This window comes from Rodentibacter heidelbergensis (assembly GCF_002000125.1).
Lineage (GTDB): Bacteria > Pseudomonadota > Gammaproteobacteria > Enterobacterales > Pasteurellaceae > Rodentibacter > Rodentibacter heidelbergensis.
Map to the genome: position 1 here is coordinate 96,818 of NZ_MLHH01000008.1, position 17,716 is coordinate 114,533.

The following is a 17,716-nucleotide window of genomic DNA, read 5'->3' on the forward strand; positions in this document are numbered from 1 at the left end:
TGACCGTACTTTGATGAAAAGTGCGGTCATTTTCTTGCTTGTTTTCAATATTGAATTGAGGGAAATATGAGTAAAAGAAAAGCAATCACCTTGACGCTTGCTGCAATATTGGTTGCGTTAGGCACAGGTGCACAAATTTATACCAATTATAAAGTGGATCAGGTATTACAAAAATTCCCTTACTCGTTAGATAACGAAGCGATATTACAGATTACAGAAAGCAATAAGAATTTTTTTCGCCGTGATTTAGTATTCAGTATAAAAAATAGCGAAGATGATAAGGCGGAGATGATTTCCACTCAATTAACGACTTTGCCTTTCTTTATTACCGCAGAATCCAAATTTTCTGATCAGTTTGTCCGAAAATTAAATAAATCCTTAAACATTACCATTGATAAGAATACGATTAATAGTCAATTTTCACCGGTAGGGGATTATTTGCAGTCAACTATCCTTACCGAATTTAGAGATTTTGCCAATAAACCGCAAGAACTCGCAGTTTCACTAAACTTTGTTAATCATAAAGAAATAGAACTCAAGGGAAATTTAACCGGGTTTAATTATGATAATGACAGCAATCTAAAAAAACTTGAGGGAAAAATTCATCTTATCCCTGTTACAGCCCGTCAATATGATTTAACGAATATCGAATTATTCACTGAAAATGCGGATATTGCTTTATTAAACGGGGAGAATACGCGTTTACAGCTCAAAAATGCCACCTACAAATTTAATAAAAAAGATCAGGGGGAAAAACGGGATTTAACCACGACATTCAGTAGTGATATTTTGCGTATTTCCAATAAAAACCGCACAACAGAAGAAAGCCAAACCACATTTGGTGGCCTCAATATCACTTTGAAACAACAGGGTGTGCCAAGTTCGGTGAATTTTTATAGTGAATTTAAACGCCTTGAAAAAGGCAATCAAAATATCAAAGCCGGGGTCAATTTACTTAGTGCCATTCTCACTCAAAATGAGGTATTTGACGGGAAACTTTCTGTGCTTTCGGTGAATGCGCCGAAAAATCAAAAACCTTACTTTCATTTGAAAGAGGGGGAATTGGTCTTGAGTTTAAATAATCAGGATCTTGAAAAAGCTTCGGTTGATTTTAAACTTAATGTCGAAAATGTAAAACAAACCCCGGAAGATAAATCTCAACAATGGGAAGCCAAACAAGGAAAAGTGGCGATTCAATTTGCGGATTATCACCTTGCAAATGAGCTTGCTTTTCTGCCTTTTTGGTTAGACAGTCTTACGGTTAAAGCACCGGTGGTGAAAGATAATAAAGATTTTTTAAAACTTAAAGAGAAATGGGCAGAGGAATTTAGCGGACGCTCAAGTGTTCATTTTTCATTGGGGGAATTGCGCTTATTTAACAATAAACTCACTGATCTCGTCTTTGATAACCAATATCAAGCGTTAGCCAATGATCAATATAATGAAACCTTTACGCTCAATACCAAGAAAGTGAGCGTGCCTGAAGAGGGGATACAAATTGAAGAGTTGGTTATATCTCTTCCCATGAAAGGCAATGAGCATCGGGCTTATTTATCCTCTGCTTTTTGTTTAGGAATGTATGATAGGCTTTGCCAAGCTTATTTAACCCCATCAACGCAAGAAAAATATTTGAATAATATTGGGTTGGATCTTGATTTTATTTTGGATAATGCCAAGTTGAGTTTTAACCTTAACACCCTCCCTGAAACGAAAGCCTATGCGGTAAACCTTGAGGCTAATGGCATACTGACAAAAGCACCGGAAAATGTGAAATCCTCTCGGGAGGATGCTTTCTTAGAAAGGGTAGAGGGCTTAGTTAGCCTTTCCTTTGATAAAGGATTGGTGGATATTCCGGATGAGAAAACACGGCAAATAAAAGAACAAAGTGGAGTGTGGTCTTTCATTCAAAATGAAATTAAACCTAGAGAAAGGTTGCTTCCTCCTTTTGTTGAAGAGGGAGGAAATTATATGGCTAAGTTTGAAAAAAATGACAATGGCATTTTTATCAACGGTCAGTCCCTTGAAGAGAGAGAACAAGAGCTTTTGATAGAAGAAGGTTCTTCCGAGGAAGAATAAACAAATACCCACCTTGCGTGGGTATTTTTATGGTGACGAAAAACACGCCAAAAACTGACCGCACTTTATTCTTTACAATTAATGAAATCGACCTAAAATACGGGCTTTTAACCCCATCTGCCCATGGGCAGGTGACTGACTTGAAATCAGAAAAAGAGTAAATTATGACAACTTCATTTAAGCCCGAATTACTTTCTCCCGCCGGTTCGCTCAAAAATATGCGCTATGCCTTTGCCTATGGGGCAGATGCCGTTTATGCCGGTCAGCCTCGTTATAGCTTGCGTGTGCGTAATAATGAATTTAATCATGCGAATTTAAAAATTGGTATTGATGAAGCCCACGCCCTTGGCAAAAAATTCTATGTGGTGGTGAATATTGCACCGCACAATTCTAAACTGAAAACCTTTATTAAAGATTTACAACCGGTGATTGATATGGGACCGGATGCGTTAATTATGTCCGATCCCGGTTTAATCATGTTAGTGCGTGAACATTTCCCTCATATCGATATTCACCTTTCCGTACAAGCTAATGCAGTAAACTGGGCAACAGTGAAGTTTTGGAAGCAAATGGGGCTTACTCGGGTGATTTTATCCCGTGAGCTTTCGTTAGACGAAATTGCTGAAATTCGTCAGCAAGTGCCGGATATTGAACTCGAAATTTTTGTACACGGTGCGTTATGTATGGCCTATTCAGGGCGTTGTTTACTTTCCGGTTACATTAATAAGCGTGATCCGAACCAAGGCACTTGCACCAATGCCTGCCGTTGGGAATATAAAATGGAAGAAGGCACGACAGATGAAGTGGGCAATATTGTGCCAAAAGTCGATCCTCACCAACAAATTGAAGTTAAAAATGTTGCCCCAACGCTGGGTGAAGGACAGGTGACGGATAAAGTCTTTCTTTATACGGAATCACAAAAGCCGGATGAACAAATGACTGCTTTTGAAGATGAACACGGCACTTACTTTATGAATTCAAAAGACTTGCGTGCCGTACAACATGTGGAAAAATTGACCGCACTTGGTGTCCATTCCTTAAAAATCGAAGGGCGAACCAAATCTTTCTATTATTGCGCCCGTACTGCGCAAGTGTATCGAAAAGCGATTGATGATGCAGCAGCGGGTAAACCTTTTGATGAAAGTTTAATGGATACGTTGGAATCCCTCGCCCATCGTGGCTATACCGAAGGGTTTTTACGTCGCCATACACATGATGAGTATCAAAACTATGAATATGGCTATTCTATTTCTGATCGTCAGCAGTTTGTTGGTGAGTTTACCGGAAAACGCAACGATCAGGGCATGGCTGAAGTGGCAGTAAAAAATAAGTTTTTATTGGGCGATGAAGTCGAAATGATGACGCCACAAGGCAATATCAATTTTAAAATAGAGAAAATGCTTAATCGAAAAAATGAGCCGGTTGAGGCAGCATTAGGTGACGGGCATTTTGTTTTTTTAGACGTGCCACAAGACATTAACCTTGCCTATGCACTGCTAATGCGTAATTTAGTGGATAGCAATACTCGTAATCCACATAAAATATAAATTATTTGTTAAATAATTGTTGCATTTGTTTTGTGTTTTAGTATAATGCGCCTCGTACCTGATTTGTTAATTCAACAACTCATAGTATGACTCCAAATACTTTCGCCCTTTCAGATTGTTTCGAAAGGGCTTTTTTTTGCGTATTGAAAAGAATATCACGCTGTAAATACAGGGCGTCATCCCTGCTTGGCAAAGGGGGGAGGTTAGCCGGCATGGGGAGGATATAGCCTAATCAAAGCGAAGAATATTATTTTTACAAAAAATGTGAAATATTTGTTAAATAATAGTTGCATTGGTTTTGAATTTGAGTATAATTCTCTCCGTACCTGATTTGTTAATTCAACAACTCATAGTATGACTCCAAATAACTTTTTGCCCTTTCAGTGTTTGAAAGGGCCTTTTTTTATGTGCGCTAAAAAGAAAAGTATAGATAAAAAAATACCGCCCAGTTTATTGAGCGGTATTCTGATGGCTTTTAATCATGCTTAGTGAACATAGCGTTTCATCGCTTCAGCAATGAGCTCTGCTTCAGGGCCTAGCACCACTTGTAACCCATCATTGCCTATTTTGATCGTCCCTTTTGAACCGAGGGATTTCAGCTGCGCTTCATTGATATTGTTGTGATCAACCAAGGTAAGACGTAATCGAGTGATACAGGCATCAATATGTTTGAAGTTTTCTTTCCCACCCAACGCATCAATAAATTTGATCGCCGTTTCTTCACGAGAACTGTTTTCTGCCACGGCCGTTTCTTCCTGTGTTTCTTCTTGATCTTCACGTCCAAGGGTTTTGAGGTTGAACATCTTGATTGCGGCACGGAATATCACATAGTAAATGGCAAAGAAAACGACGCCTTGTACAATGAGCATATACCAATTTACCGCAAGCGGATTACGAGAAGAAAGTACCATATCCACTAAACCGGCACTGAAACCAAAGCCGGCAATCCAGTGCATACTTGCTGCAATAAACACGGAGATCCCGGTTAAGAGTGCGTGAATAACATAAAGAATTGGGGCGACGAACATGAATGAAAACTCAAGTGGCTCGGTAATCCCGGTGAAGAAAGAAGCAAAGGCGGCAGCCAACATAATGGAAGCTACTTTGGTTTTTTGGCTTGGTTTGGCACTGTGGTAAATAGCCAAAGCCGCACCCGGTAAACCAAACATCATCACCGGGAAGAAGCCTGCTTGATACATACCGGTTACCCCGACAGTTGCGCTGCCTTCAGCAAGGGATTTTGCGCCACCGAGGAAATTTGGAATATCGTTAATTCCCGCTACATCAAACCAGAATACGGAGTTTAAGGCATGGTGTAAGCCCACTGAAATGAGCAAGCGGTTAAAGAAACCATAGATGCCTGCACCAACGGCGCCTAAATCTTTGATTGACTCACCGAAAGAAACAAGACCATTAAAAATAGGTGGCCAAACGTAGAGAAGAAGGAAAGAAAGGGCGATCATTACAAAGGCCACGACAATCGGTACGAGGCGTTTTCCACTAAAGAACGACAGGGCTTTAGGTAATTCCACCTGATAAAAACGATTATAAAGTTCGGCAGAAATAACCCCAATTAGGATCCCAATAAATTGGTTGTTAATTTTGCCAAAAGCGGCAGGAACTTGGCTTGGGTCAATATGTTGCAATTGTGCGACACCGCCCGGAGAAAGCAATGTAGTCACTACATAAAAACCTACCAAGCCGGAAAGGGCTGCGGAACCATGCTTGTCTTTGGATAAACCAAAAGCCACCCCAACGGCGAATAATAAGCCCATATTATCAATAATAGCCGCCCCTGATTTGATTAATAAGGCCGCTAATTGACTATTTGCCCCCCAACCGTCGGGGTCGATCCAATAACCGATCCCCATTAATAGTGCGGCGGCAGGCAAGGCGGCAACTGGAACCATCAATGCCTGTCCGATTTTTTGTGCATAGCTTAGAACACTCATAAATACTCCTTAGATTTTTTATGCACCGCTTGTAAGGATACTGTTCACAAGCGGTCGTTTATCTTTATTTGTGGTTATTCCACGGTTAATTTCTTACCGTCATAGCTTAACGCTTTCACCGAGGTTAAGGCTTTTCCACCGTCGGTTTCACCACCAATTAATAGCACCTTATTATCATAAGAAACGGATAATCCATAGCCGATATTCATTGGTAGCTCGCCAATAATACGCCATTTTCCATTATTTAAGGTATAAATTTCCTTATGCCATGTTTTGCTTAACCCTTTGTGAGCGTGCAACATACCTTCTTTAAATTGTTTAACCGATCCCGGGAAGTTTGCGCCTCCGGTGACTAAATAATGCCCATGGCTATAACCTGCCATTGCACCGGCTAAACCATCTTGGCTTTTTCCTTCAGGGGCTGGTAAATCAGGTAGATTTTTCCATTGCACACCTTTGGCGGTGAATTGCCCTTGGTGGGTTTCTGCGGTGCGAAGTCCGGGTTTGATTTCTCCATTCACCACCATTAAATCTTTGTCTTGAATGGTAAATGCGGCACCGGCCCGACCGGAAAATGGCAGCCGACCTTCATTACGCCATTGATTGGTTGAAGGCTGATAGCTTAATAATTCCGTGGTAAAGAAATAATCTTCCGGGCGTTGATTGAAATAGGCGGCGGCTATGGCTTCTTTTTTCATTTTATCTTCACCGGCAGCCATCGTATCTTGGAAGAAACCATTAAAGAGAGCAAGATTGGAGCCACCGACAATGTAAACCTTATCGCCATATGATGCACCGGATGAACCCACTAAACCTCGTGGAGAACGGGTTGGCAATTTTGTCCAAGTATTATCCGTTGGATTATACTGGTAGGCATCATTGACTAATTGAAGCTCACCTTTTTCATTTTTTTGCAAGCCGCCAAAAATATAAAGTTTTCCCTCTACTGCAACGGCAACGGGCTGATTGCGTTCTCCACCCGGGAAGGTAGCAATCTCTTGCCATTGGGCGGCAGGGTCTTTTAGGTTGAGGGAATAGAATTTATCGCCACCGGAACCTAATCCCACATAAACGGTATCACCGATTAATGCCCCCGCTCCACTTTTAATGCCCACAGGCAGATCCGGATAAGCCTGAGCGTTTGCAGAAAAGGCGAGGGTGGCAAAAAGTGCTGTGCATAATGCTGTTTTTGTTCGTGTCATCATAAACCTCATTGGGTAATGTTAGGGTTGGCTATTCATAAAACAGCATTGAATAGCGTGTGATTTAAAGTGCGGTCAAAAATGAGCGTATTTTTAACCGCACTTTGGATTATCTCTCCTTTACGGAATCAACAGATTCGGTATAAAGGTAATAATTTGTGGGAACACCGTAATTAAAATTAACATCGCAAAAATAGGGACTAAGAACGGTAATACCCCTTTGGTGACGGTAGATACCGACATATTGCCGACACGGGCGACCACAAAGAGCGCCATACCCATTGGTGGGGTTAAAATACCGATCATCATATTTAACGTGGTCATCACCCCAAAGAATACGAGGTCGATATTAAATTGCATCGCAATGGGGATAAGCATTGGTAGCACTAAGAATTGCAATGCTAAAGCATCAATAAACATCCCCAAGAAGAGCAACAAGGCATTAATCATCACTAAGACCATTAACGGTGAATCTGCCACCGCAACAAATACATCGGCAATACGCATAGCCACTTGTTCACGGGCTATCATATCGCCGAAGAAAGTTACCGTCATAATCATTAATGCCACCACACCGGTAATTGCCATGGCTTCAACACAGCTGTTGAAAAGCATTTTTAGAGTGAGTTCTTTGTAGACAAATTTTCCGATAATTACAGAATAGGTTGCAGCGACTACGGCAGATTCCGTTGGGCTAAAGAGACCGGAGAAGATCCCACCAATAATTAATAATGGCGTTAAAATTGCCCAAAATGCCCTTTTAAATGCGCTGCAAAGTTGCTCGCGGGAGGCTTTAGGGGTTCTTGGATAACCCCGCTTTTTAGACACATAATAATTCATCGCCATTAATGCGATAGTGACGAGTACGCCCGGCACAAAACCGGCAATAAAGAGTTTCGCAATGGATTCGTTGGCAATCACCCCGTAAATGATCATGGCAATGCTCGGTGGCACTAAAGGGCCGATAATACAAGAGGCGGCAGTGATCCCCCCACAAATATCATCATCATAACCGGCATCACGCATGGCTTTAATTTCAAGTTGACCTAAACCGCCTGCATCGGCAAGGGCAGAGCCTGACATACCGGAGAATAATAAACTTGCGCCAATATTCACATGGCCCATTCCGCCGGTATAGTGTCCTAGCAGGGCTTTGGCGAAACTAAAAATGCGTTCGGTAATCCCGCCGGTATTCATCAAAATACCGGTGAGAATATAAAACGGCACAGCGAGCAGTGGGAAGCTGTCAAGGCTGTATACCAGTTTATCTGCCGCCGCATTGACCACATTCCAGCGGGTCATGGAAAAATAAAGCAGAGAGGTAATAAAAAGCGACCAGCCCACCGGTACGCCTAAGAACATAATGACAAGCCACACCAACAAAGCGACATAGACGGCATTTGAGCCTAATTTCATATAGTTCGTGAAACGCAGCACTTTAAACCACTCAGGGGCGAAGAATAAAATTGCCAGTAAAATGACCGCACTTATGATGAAAAATGTGGCAGGTAAATAGCTTTTCCCTTCTTTGAAATTATGGGCTTGAGCTTGGAAAAAACGCACCATCATCAACAATGCGATGATAGGGAGAGAAGCAAAAATCCATTTTTCAGAAATGCCACCCAGTGCATCAATAGGGAAGGAGGCATTCATGAAATTTCGAACACCAAAGTGAATAAAAAAGAAAATACCGGCAAAAATAATGAGTTGAACAAAGGTGTTGGCAATTTTTCTGATTTTCTCGGGCATCAAATTCGTTAAGAAATCAATATAGACGTGTTCTTGTTTTCTGATTGCCACACTAATCCCGAGCATCCCGACATAAACAAAAAGGAGCTTAGCCAGTTCTTCACTCCAAATCAGCGGAGCGTGAAAGAGTTGTCGGGAAAGAATTTGGGCGATAAGAATACAAAAAATGACGAGAAATAAAACGCCACCAATCCATTCTTCAAGTTTGTTAAAAATTTTCATACTTCACTCCATGAAAGAAGACCAAAGGAAGCAAGATGAGAGAAGTGCGCCAAATTATTGACGCACTTGGTATGATTATTTATTGAGGGCTTCAATTTCTTTTAATGCCACTTCACCTTTACTGCCGGTTTGTTTTACAAATTCTGCGTAAAACGGTTTCATCGCTTCTTTAAATGGCGCAAGATCCGGACGGGTAATCGTAACGCCTTGTTTTTCAAAGAAAGCGGACAAGTCTTTTTCCCCCTCGACAAATAATTGCGTGTGGTATTTAGCCGCATTATCTGCCGCCTCTTTCACCACTTTTTGCAGATCTTCCGGTAAATCTTGGTAGGTTTCATTACTCACTAAGTAAAGCTGATCGTTCAAAATATGATTGGTCATGGCTAAGAATTTCTGCACTTCATAGAACTTTTGCGCTTGCACCGTGGCTAATGGATTTTCTTGGCCATCTACAGAATTGGTTTGAAGAGCAAGATAGACTTCTGAAAAGGCCATTGGCGTTGGGGAAGCGCCGACATATTTGGCATAAGCTAAGTTCGTTGCCGCATTCGGTACACGAAGTTTAAGCCCTTTCATATCTGCTATGCTATTAATGGCACGGTTTGAGGTGGTTTGACGAGTGCCATTATAGGCCTGCGACAATAAAGTGATCCCTAATTCTTTGTTCATTTTTTGAATGAGATCTTGACCAAATTGGGTGTTATGCAGGGCTTTTTGTGCCACCTCATAATCAGAAATAACATAAGGAAGGGCGAGTACTGCCACTTCAGGATAGAACAATTGGAAACGTGCAGATTCTGCAAAAGTAAAATCAAGGGCACCGTCTTTCAATTGTTTTAACATTGCACGGTCATCACCCAACTGTGAACTTGGATAAAGCGACACCTCAATTTTACCACCGGATTTTTCTTTCACCTCTTTGGCAAACATTTCTGCGGCTTTATATTCATTTGATGAAGTGCCGGCATTCATGCCAAATTTTAAATCATAATCTGCGGCAAAAACGGCGGAAGACAGACCCAAAGTGATTGCTGTAGCTAAAAAGTGTTTGGTTAATTTCATCATGTTGCTCCTGTTGAAAACGATAAGAATAGAGGGTGTTTTAAAAAAGAGTTTGGTAAAACAGTTGCTTCCACAGCGCCTACCCAAAGGATTTTCAGGTTTCATTCTAAGAGTAAAAAAATGCTTTTTAAATAGATTGTGGAGTTTTATTTCAAAATTGAGAGGTAGATCACATTTAAGAAAAAACACTTCAAAAATAAATTTAAAATAAAATTTTATTTCTATATAATGCCCATCAACGATGAAATGCTAGGCTTTAGCGATATTGTTGAAAGCTTATCTGAATAGAATGATTTGACTAAAAACAAGGGGCAATCTATGTCCAAATTGACACAAGAACAGATTTTCCAGCAAATCCAAAAGGGGTTAATCGCCTCTTGTCAACCCGTTGATGATGGCCCGATGGATAAGCCTGAAATTGTGGCCGCTATGGCGCAAGCCGCTGTTATTGGTGGAGCAGCGGGGCTTCGTATTGAGGGTGTAGAAAATTTAAAAGCCACTCGGGCAGTCGTCAAAGTGCCGATTATTGGCATTGTAAAACGTGATTTACCGGATAGCCCAATTCGCATCACCCCTTTCTTGCAGGATATTGAAGCCTTGGCAAATGCCGGTGCAGATATTATCGCCGTGGATGGTACTCATCGCCCCCGTCCTGTTGATTTAGAAAGTGCGGTCAAAAAAATTCATGAATTAGGTTGTCTTGCTATGGCAGACTGTGCCAATTTGGAAGAAGGGCTACATTGTCAAAAACTCGGCTTTGATATTATCGGTAGCACAATGTCCGGCTATACCGGAGGAGAAGTGCCAGAAGAACCGGACTATCAACTGGTAAGAGATTTGAAAGCAGCAGGCTGTCGGGTGATGGCAGAGGGGCGTTACAATACGCCGGAGTTGGCGAAAACAGCGATAGAAATCGGTGCGGATTTTGTCACGGTAGGTTCTGCATTAACACGCCTTGAGCATATCGTCAGTTGGTTTGCTCAGGCGGTGAAATCCGCCTAGTAAGCAAAGTTGGCGCTAACGTTTAAATGGTAACAGTCGGGGAAAATCCTATCAAAAAGGAGGCATTATGCGTGGTTTAGCTTTAGATATTGGTGGAACGAAGATTGCGGCCGCCCTTGTCGAAGAAAGCGGCATTATTCAGCGTCAACAAATTGCCACACCACAAGCGCATGCCGCGAGAGCATTACATCAAGCTATTGCGCAGTTAATGGCGGATTATTGTCATCAGTTTGATTATGTTGCCGTGGCCTCTACCGGTATCATTAATCAAGGAATTTTGACCGCACTTAATCCTAAAAACCTGGGCGGACTTGCCGAGTTTCCATTAAAAGCAAGTATTGCCCGCCATACTTCCAAACCTATTGGTTTATTAAATGATGTGCAGGCGGCGGCCTATGCAGAATATCAATTACAAGATCGTAGTCAATTAGCCAATTTTGCCTTTATTACGGTGTCAACCGGGGTTGGCGGTGGGTTGATTGTCAATCATCAACTACTCACAGAACCCAACGGCATTTCAGGGCATATCGGTCATACCTTAGCCGATCCGAATGGCCCGTTGTGCGGTTGTGGGCGGCGTGGCTGTGTGGAGGCAATTGCCGCCGGTCGAGCCATTGAAGCGGTGGCATCAACTTGGAGCGATCCTTGTTCTCCGAAAGAAGTATTTGAACGTTTTAGAAAAAATGATGAAAAAGCGACCGCACTTGTCGCAAATTCCGCAAGGGCTATTGCCAATTTAGTGGCCGATTTAAAAATAGCCATGGATATGCAAAAAATCGTGATAGGCGGAAGTGTCGGTTTAGCAGAAGGCTATCTGCCTTTGGTGCAACGATTTCTTGATGAAATGCCATCCATTTATCGTTGCGAAATTGAAAGCGCCCGATTGGGACAAGATGCCGGTTTAGTGGGGGCAGCCCGCTGGGTTAAAGATAGCTTGCTTAGTCAGCCTCAAGATGTGAGTGAAGAGAATTGTTATGCCTAAAAATGGAAATATTTTAAACACCATCAGCTCGCTTTATCAAAGCCTAACAAAAACAGAGAAAAAAATTGCCGACAGAATTTTAATGTCGCCGGATTTGGTGGTGCAGTGTCCGCTTTCGGAAATTGCCGACCATTTAGAGGTGGGGGAAGCCACTTTTGTCCGTTTTTGTCGTTCTATTGGATTTAAGGGTTTTAGCGATTTTAAATTAGAACTCTCTATCGAACTCGCCACTAAGGATAATGGCGATAATCCGTTGTTGGAAACGGATATTGAGCATACAGATAGCTCGTTACATATCGCTCAAAAATTACAAAGTGCGATTTCCAATGTGGTGAATGAAACCCTAAATTTGCTGGATTTTAAACAATTGGAAAAGGCGGTTTCCGCTATCCGTCAGGCAAATCGTATTTTCTTGTTTGGCGTGGGATCATCAGGGATCACGGCAGAAGAAGCAAAAAATAAATTGATGCGTATCGGCTTTCAAGTGGATGCCACAGGTAACAATCATTTTATGTATATGCAAGCGGCATTATTAACGCCAAAAGATGTGGCGATTGGCATTAGCCATTCCGGTTATTCGCAAGAAACCGCTCATGCCCTAAATATTGCGAAAAAAAATGGGGCGACCACTGTGGCGATCACCCATAGTTTACGTTCACCCATTACTGATTCTGCGGATTTTGTTTTGGTGAACGGGAATAAGCAGGGCAAATTACAGGGGGATTCCATCGGAACCAAAATTGCCCAGCTTTTTGTCTTGGATTTAATTTATGCTTTGCTGGTGCAATCAGAGCAGGAACGAGCGGTGGAAACTAAGCAAAAGACCCTCAATGTGATTCTCGAACAACGTATAAAATAGGAGAAAATTATGCGTGATTTAAAAGGTATTTTCAGTGCGTTATTAGTGTCATTCAACGAAGACGGATCCATTAATGAGAAAGGATTACGCCAGATTATTCGTTATAATATCGACAAAATGAAAGTGGATGGTTTATATGTGGGTGGTTCTACCGGAGAAAACTTTATGCTTTCTACGGCAGAGAAAAAAGAAATTTTCCGCATTGCAAAAGATGAAGTAAAAGATCAAGTGGCATTGATTGCACAAGTGGGCAGTGTGAATTTACAGGAAGCCGTTGAATTAGGTCAATATGCCACCGAATTAGGTTATGACTGTTTGTCTGCCGTTACACCTTTCTACTATAAATTCAGCTTTCCTGAGATCAAACATTATTACGACACTATTATTGAGAAAACCGGTAATAATATGATCGTCTATTCCATTCCATTTTTAACCGGGGTGAATATGGGGATCGAGCAATTCGGTGAACTTTATAAAAACCCGAAAGTGCTGGGTGTGAAATTTACCGCAGGGGATTTTTATCTCTTAGAACGTTTGAAAAAGGCTTATCCAAATCACCTTATTTGGGCAGGGTTTGATGAAATGATGTTGCCGGCTGCCGCTTTAGGCGTTGATGGTGCGATTGGTTCGACATTTAATGTCAACGGTGTGCGTGCCCGTCAAATCTTTGAATTAACCCAAGCCGGTAAGCTGCAAGATGCTCTTGCGATTCAACATATCACCAATGATTTGATTGAAGGCATTTTGGCTAATGGTTTATATTTAACCATTAAAGAATTGCTTAAATTGGAGGGCGTGGAGGCAGGCTATTGTCGTGAACCAATGACGGCAAAAGCAACGCCGGAACAACTTGCCAAAGCAAAAGAATTAAAACAGAAATATTTATAAAAAATTGACCGCACTTAGCACAATAGCCCATTCTGTCAGAATTCATTTTCTCTAAAGTCGTGCAATGTGCTAAGTGCGGTCAAACGATAAGGAATTTATTATGCGTCTTATCCCTTTACAAACAAACGAACAAGTCAGCCGTTGGGCTGCCCGTCATATTGTTGATCGGATTAACCATTTTCAACCCACAGCAGAACGCCCTTTTGTGCTGGGGCTACCCACCGGCAGTACGCCGTTAAAAACCTATCAAGAATTAATCCGACTTTATCAAACAGGTGAAGTGAGTTTTAAATATGTCGTTACTTTTAACATGGACGAATATGTGGGTTTACCACAAGCTCACCCTGAAAGCTATCACAGCTTTATGCATAAAAACTTCTTTAATCACATTGATATTCAACCGCAAAATATTCACATTTTAAACGGTAATACAGAGGATCATGATGAAGAATGTCGCCGTTATGAGGAAAAAATTAAATCTTACGGAAAAATCAATTTATTTATGGGCGGTGTGGGAAATGATGGGCATATCGCCTTTAATGAGCCGGCATCATCATTAAATTCCCGTACACGCATTAAAACCCTAACGCAAGATACACTCATTGCCAATTCCCGTTTCTTTGATAATGATGTCAATCAAGTGCCGAAATATGCCTTAACCATTGGGGTAGGCACTTTATTGGATGCAGAAGAAGTGATGATTTTAGCGACCGGACACCAAAAAGCGCTTGCTGTGCAAGCTGCCGTGGAAGGGGCCGTAAACCATATGTGGACCGTTAGTGCATTGCAGCTTCACCGCCACTTTATTTTGGTATGCGATGAAGCCGCACAGCAAGAATTAAAAGTGAAAACGGTAAAATATTTCAGTGAATTAGAGCAACGCGCCATTCATAGCGTGTTATCATAATTTAGCAATTCCGCACAAAAGTGCGGTTGTTTTTTTGATGATTTTAGGAAGACAAAATGAAATATGCATTAGTGAATTCAGTGATTTATACCAAATACGAGGTGTTACACGATTTTGCAGTGGTGATTAACGGAGAATTTATCGAAGCCGTTATACCGCAAAATGAACTTGAAGCAGGCATTAAAACCATTGATTTACGGGGCAATAATCTAACGGCCGGTTTTATTGATCTTCAACTCAATGGTTGTGACGGTGTGATGTTTAACGATCAAACCACGGTGGAAACCTTGGAGATCATGCAAGCCACCAATTTAAAATCCGGTTGTACCAGTTTTCTTCCCACTTTTATTACCGCCCCAGACGAAGGCATTAAAAGAGCGGTTAACACCATGCGTGAATATTTAACCCTACATAAAAACCAAGCACTCGGGTTACACATTGAAGGGCCTTATATTAGTGTAGAAAAAAAAGGCGTGCATCGCTCGGAATATATCCGTGAAATTTCCCCAGAAATGAAAGATTTTCTGTGTGAGAATGGCGATGTGATTACTAAAATCACGATTGCCGCAGAAAACCCGACTTCACAATATATTCCTGATTTTGTCAAAAGCGGTATTATTGTTTCTATTGGTCATTCCAATGCTGATTATGAAACCGCAAAGGCAGCTTTTCGTAAAGGGGCAACCTTTGCCACCCATCTGCATAATGCCATGTCGCCCATCAGCTCCGGCAGAGCAATGGGGGTTGTGGGGGCTGTGTTAGACTCCGATATTTATACCGGTATTATTATCGATGGTGTGCATGTGAATTATGGCAATGTCCGACTTGATAAAAAAATCAAAGGCGACAAATTATGTATTGTGACTGATTCTATTGCGGCCGCAGGGGCAGGCCCTGAATTAGAAACTTTTACCTTTGAAGGCAAAACTATTTATGTGAGAGAAGGGCGTTGTTATGATGCCAATGGTACTATTGCAGGCGCTTCGATTACTATGATGGAATCCATCAAAAATGCCGTGGAATACGTTGAAATTCCCCTTGCTGAAGCGATTCGTATGAGTAACCTTTATCCGGCTCGAGCTATCGGCGTAGATGATCGTTTGGGTTCGGTAGAAAAAGGTAAAGTCGCCAATCTTGCTGTGTTTACATCAAATTATGAGGTGATTGGTACGGTATTGAACGGGGAATGGAAACCCAATTTGTCATCATAAAAAACAGATTGAATCAAAATTAAAAAATCCATATCGTCACAACGGTATGGATTTTTTTCTTTATTGTCTTTAATAAGAATAATTTTTATCTATAATATAAAAACTTAGTTTTATAGTAGGAGATTAAAATGGCGAAAGGAGAAGTGGGACATAATTTTCTGGCACGTTTAGGCAAAACACGTTTACGTCCCGGTGGCAAAAAAGCAACGGATTGGTTGATAGGAAACGGTGATTTCACTCAGCATAAAAAAGTGTTAGAAGTTGCATGTAATATGGGAACAACGGCAATTGGTTTGGCGAAACAATTCGGTTGCCATATTGAGGGCGTGGATCTAGATGAGGAAGCGTTAGAAAAAGCGAAAGCAAATATCATCGCCAATAATTTACAAGATAAAATTCATGTTCAGCGTGCTAATGCAATGAAATTGCCTTTTGAAGATGAAACCTTTGATATCGTGATCAATGAAGCAATGTTGACAATGTTGCCGGTGGAGGCGAAGAAAAAAGCCATTGCAGAATATTTTCGGGTGTTAAAACCGGGCGGTTTTTTACTGACCCATGATGTGATGTTGGTAGGAGAAGATCACCAAACTATTCTTGATAATATGCGTAAAGCGATTAATGTCACGGTAACCCCATTAACCAAAGAAGGTTGGAAAGGACTTTTTCAAGAAAGCGGATTCCGAAATGTGGATACGTTTTCAGGCGAAATGACATTACTTTCACCAAAGGGAATGATTTATGATGAAGGCGTGTTGGGTACATTAAAAATCGTTAGAAATGCAATGAAAACTGAAAACCGTGAGCAATTTAAAAGAATGTTTAAAACCTTTAATGATCCTGAACACAAATTGCATTTTATTGCAGTGTGTAGTCAAAAATAATTGAGAAATTGACAGCACTTATTAAAAAAGGCGAATCTTTCGATTCGCCTTTTTAAAGATTTGAAAAGAATTTCAAATTACCAGTATACACGCATACCTACACCGATAGCTTTGTCATCTTTTTTGCTGATGTAGTCATAACCACCGTTAGCATTGTAGTCATAGTTTTTAGTACGAGTATATTTACCTTCTAAGAACACCACCACTTGTTTGTGGAATTGATAGTCAACACCAAGTAAGAAACCATGTTCTTTAGATTTGCTCTTTTCTTTGGTTTTCACACGTTCATAGAGGTAGTTACCATAGATTTTAGATTTAGCAAGTGCTTGATATTCGAAACCAGGTGCTACATAGAATTTATCGGTTTTTAGATCGCCATCTTTTTCATGAGCATAACCGAAGTCACCGATTAATTTGAAATCACCAAATTTATAGCTTAATGAGGCTAAATAACCGTCTTTACGGTGAGATTGATTATTTGAACCTGTTTCATAGTTAGTGTGACCATAGGCAAAACGGATATCGTAGTTATCTTGAGCATACACAGCACCTACACCAAATCCGCCTTTAATTCCTGGTACGAGGTCATCACCTTTTTCATCATGTCTTTGACCAAAGTTATAATTTGCGCTTAACTGTAACCCTTCAATACCACGGTAGCCATAACGAATTACACCAGTACCTGCTGTTGGAATATAATCACCTTTTGGAATAATACCGTATTCATAGTCGGTTGTTTGGCTTAAATCATCAGCAATCGTTACTTGGCGGCCAAATGTTAATTCACCATATTGTTTGCTACCGAAACCAGCATAAGCACGGTAAGCATAAAGGCTACCGAACTTATCACGAGATTCCGTATCATTAAAGCGGAACTCAACACGCCCTAACGCATAGAAATCGTTATCTAAGTCGTGTTTCACTCTGAAACCCATACGGGAACCCGCATTACGCAATGCAGATTGTGATTTTTTGCTTGAAGAAGTTGCAGTAGTTGTTTTTGAGCTGCTCTTTTCCATAATTAAACGAAGGGAACCGTATAATTCAACTTCTGTTCCTTCGTTGTTATAAATTACTGTCGCATTCGCTGCTGAGGCGGCAAATGCACCAACGATTAATGCTGCTAGTGTTTTTTTCATCATTGTTATTCCTTATTGGTTGGTTAATGTCTAG

The 17,716-nt window shown here is 41.1% G+C and carries 15 protein-coding genes; 10 read left to right on the forward strand and 5 right to left on the reverse strand.

What is annotated here, in order from left to right; genetic code table 11:
• Positions 1-66 precede the first annotated feature (66 nt).
• The 3 genes from BKK48_RS03870 to trhP are packed head-to-tail and all read left to right on the forward strand — an operon-like array spanning position 67 to position 3,623.
• Entirely contained in the window at positions 67-2,076 is a 2,010-nt protein-coding gene (locus BKK48_RS03870; protein WP_077426854.1) for a hypothetical protein, read from the forward strand.
• A gap of 29 nt (positions 2,077-2,105) precedes the next feature.
• Positions 2,106-2,237, forward strand: coding sequence for a hypothetical protein (locus BKK48_RS10125; RefSeq protein ID WP_279625938.1), 132 nt, complete (start codon positions 2,106-2,108; stop codon positions 2,235-2,237).
• A 3-nt stretch (positions 2,238-2,240) separates the two neighbouring features.
• A complete protein-coding gene (gene trhP, locus BKK48_RS03875) occupies positions 2,241-3,623 on the forward strand; it encodes a prephenate-dependent tRNA uridine(34) hydroxylase TrhP (protein ID WP_077426855.1) in 1,383 nt (460 codons plus the stop codon).
• Between the two features lie 485 nt (positions 3,624-4,108).
• Here the strand turns inward: trhP and nagE are convergent, their stop codons facing one another.
• The 4 genes from nagE to BKK48_RS03895 all read right to left on the reverse strand — a co-directional run bounded on the left by nagE (position 4,109) and on the right by BKK48_RS03895 (position 9,813).
• Complete coding sequence (gene nagE, locus BKK48_RS03880) at positions 4,109-5,575, reverse strand: N-acetylglucosamine-specific PTS transporter subunit IIBC (protein ID WP_077426856.1); 1,467 nt, start codon at positions 5,573-5,575, stop codon at positions 4,109-4,111.
• Between the two features lie 74 nt (positions 5,576-5,649).
• On the reverse strand, positions 5,650-6,777 hold the full coding sequence (locus BKK48_RS03885) for an N-acetylneuraminate epimerase (protein ID WP_077426857.1): 1,128 nt from the start codon (positions 6,775-6,777) through the stop codon (positions 5,650-5,652).
• Between the two features lie 120 nt (positions 6,778-6,897).
• Positions 6,898-8,748, reverse strand: coding sequence for a TRAP transporter large permease subunit (locus tag BKK48_RS03890; protein ID WP_077426858.1), 1,851 nt, complete (start codon positions 8,746-8,748; stop codon positions 6,898-6,900).
• Positions 8,749-8,823: 75 nt separating this feature from the next.
• Positions 8,824-9,813, reverse strand: coding sequence for a sialic acid TRAP transporter substrate-binding protein SiaP (locus BKK48_RS03895; protein WP_143538780.1), 990 nt, complete (start codon positions 9,811-9,813; stop codon positions 8,824-8,826).
• 315 nt (positions 9,814-10,128) lie between these two features.
• Here BKK48_RS03895 and BKK48_RS03900 point away from each other — a divergent pair, with 315 nt between their 5' ends.
• The 7 genes from BKK48_RS03900 to BKK48_RS03930 all read left to right on the forward strand — a co-directional run bounded on the left by BKK48_RS03900 (position 10,129) and on the right by BKK48_RS03930 (position 16,543).
• The gene (locus BKK48_RS03900) at positions 10,129-10,812 is read left to right on the forward strand and encodes an N-acetylmannosamine-6-phosphate 2-epimerase (RefSeq protein ID WP_077426860.1); all 684 of its coding nucleotides are present in this window, start codon (positions 10,129-10,131) and stop codon (positions 10,810-10,812) included.
• A 67-nt stretch (positions 10,813-10,879) separates the two neighbouring features.
• Positions 10,880-11,794: an N-acetylmannosamine kinase gene (locus tag BKK48_RS03905; RefSeq protein WP_077426861.1), complete on the forward strand. Its 915-nt coding sequence runs from the start codon at positions 10,880-10,882 to the stop codon at positions 11,792-11,794.
• Positions 11,787-12,653, forward strand: a complete 867-nt coding sequence (locus tag BKK48_RS03910; RefSeq protein ID WP_077426862.1) for a MurR/RpiR family transcriptional regulator — start codon at positions 11,787-11,789, stop codon at positions 12,651-12,653. Before BKK48_RS03905 ends, BKK48_RS03910 begins: the two co-directional genes overlap by 8 nt.
• A 9-nt stretch (positions 12,654-12,662) precedes the next feature.
• Positions 12,663-13,541, forward strand: a complete 879-nt coding sequence (gene nanA / locus BKK48_RS03915) for an N-acetylneuraminate lyase (protein WP_077426863.1) — start codon at positions 12,663-12,665, stop codon at positions 13,539-13,541.
• 100 nt (positions 13,542-13,641) lie between these two features.
• The gene (gene nagB, locus BKK48_RS03920) at positions 13,642-14,448 is read left to right on the forward strand and encodes a glucosamine-6-phosphate deaminase (RefSeq protein ID WP_077426864.1); all 807 of its coding nucleotides are present in this window, start codon (positions 13,642-13,644) and stop codon (positions 14,446-14,448) included.
• A gap of 56 nt (positions 14,449-14,504) precedes the next feature.
• Positions 14,505-15,659 (forward strand): N-acetylglucosamine-6-phosphate deacetylase, encoded by a 1,155-nt coding sequence (nagA, locus tag BKK48_RS03925; protein ID WP_077426865.1) that lies wholly within the window; start codon positions 14,505-14,507, stop codon positions 15,657-15,659.
• 128 nt (positions 15,660-15,787) lie between these two features.
• The gene (locus tag BKK48_RS03930) at positions 15,788-16,543 is read left to right on the forward strand and encodes a class I SAM-dependent methyltransferase (RefSeq protein WP_077426866.1); all 756 of its coding nucleotides are present in this window, start codon (positions 15,788-15,790) and stop codon (positions 16,541-16,543) included.
• Positions 16,544-16,620: 77 nt separating this feature from the next.
• On the opposite strand, the gene BKK48_RS03935 is transcribed toward BKK48_RS03930, so the two are convergent.
• Entirely contained in the window at positions 16,621-17,682 is a 1,062-nt protein-coding gene (locus tag BKK48_RS03935; protein WP_077426891.1) for a porin, read from the reverse strand.
• Positions 17,683-17,716 lie beyond the last annotated feature (34 nt).

Bases quoted from the DNA above. Each gene is read 5' to 3' on its own strand.
- nagA (WP_077426865.1), top strand. From the start codon at position 14,505: ATGAAATATGCATTAGTGAATTCAGTGATTTATACCAAATACGAGGTG.
- nagE (WP_077426856.1), bottom strand. From the start codon at position 5,575: ATGAGTGTTCTAAGCTATGCACAAAAAATCGGACAGGCATTGATGGTT.
- nagB (WP_077426864.1), top strand. From the start codon at position 13,642: ATGCGTCTTATCCCTTTACAAACAAACGAACAAGTCAGCCGTTGGGCT.
- BKK48_RS03900 (WP_077426860.1), top strand. From the start codon at position 10,129: ATGTCCAAATTGACACAAGAACAGATTTTCCAGCAAATCCAAAAGGGG.
- BKK48_RS03935 (WP_077426891.1), bottom strand. From the start codon at position 17,682: ATGAAAAAAACACTAGCAGCATTAATCGTTGGTGCATTTGCCGCCTCA.
- nanA (WP_077426863.1), top strand. From the start codon at position 12,663: ATGCGTGATTTAAAAGGTATTTTCAGTGCGTTATTAGTGTCATTCAAC.
- BKK48_RS03885 (WP_077426857.1), bottom strand. From the start codon at position 6,777: ATGACACGAACAAAAACAGCATTATGCACAGCACTTTTTGCCACCCTC.
- BKK48_RS03895 (WP_143538780.1), bottom strand. From the start codon at position 9,813: ATGATGAAATTAACCAAACACTTTTTAGCTACAGCAATCACTTTGGGT.
- trhP (WP_077426855.1), top strand. From the start codon at position 2,241: ATGACAACTTCATTTAAGCCCGAATTACTTTCTCCCGCCGGTTCGCTC.
- BKK48_RS03905 (WP_077426861.1), top strand. From the start codon at position 10,880: ATGCGTGGTTTAGCTTTAGATATTGGTGGAACGAAGATTGCGGCCGCC.
- BKK48_RS03910 (WP_077426862.1), top strand. From the start codon at position 11,787: ATGCCTAAAAATGGAAATATTTTAAACACCATCAGCTCGCTTTATCAA.
- BKK48_RS03930 (WP_077426866.1), top strand. From the start codon at position 15,788: ATGGCGAAAGGAGAAGTGGGACATAATTTTCTGGCACGTTTAGGCAAA.
- BKK48_RS03890 (WP_077426858.1), bottom strand. From the start codon at position 8,748: ATGAAAATTTTTAACAAACTTGAAGAATGGATTGGTGGCGTTTTATTT.
- BKK48_RS10125 (WP_279625938.1), top strand. From the start codon at position 2,106: ATGGTGACGAAAAACACGCCAAAAACTGACCGCACTTTATTCTTTACA.
- BKK48_RS03870 (WP_077426854.1), top strand. From the start codon at position 67: ATGAGTAAAAGAAAAGCAATCACCTTGACGCTTGCTGCAATATTGGTT.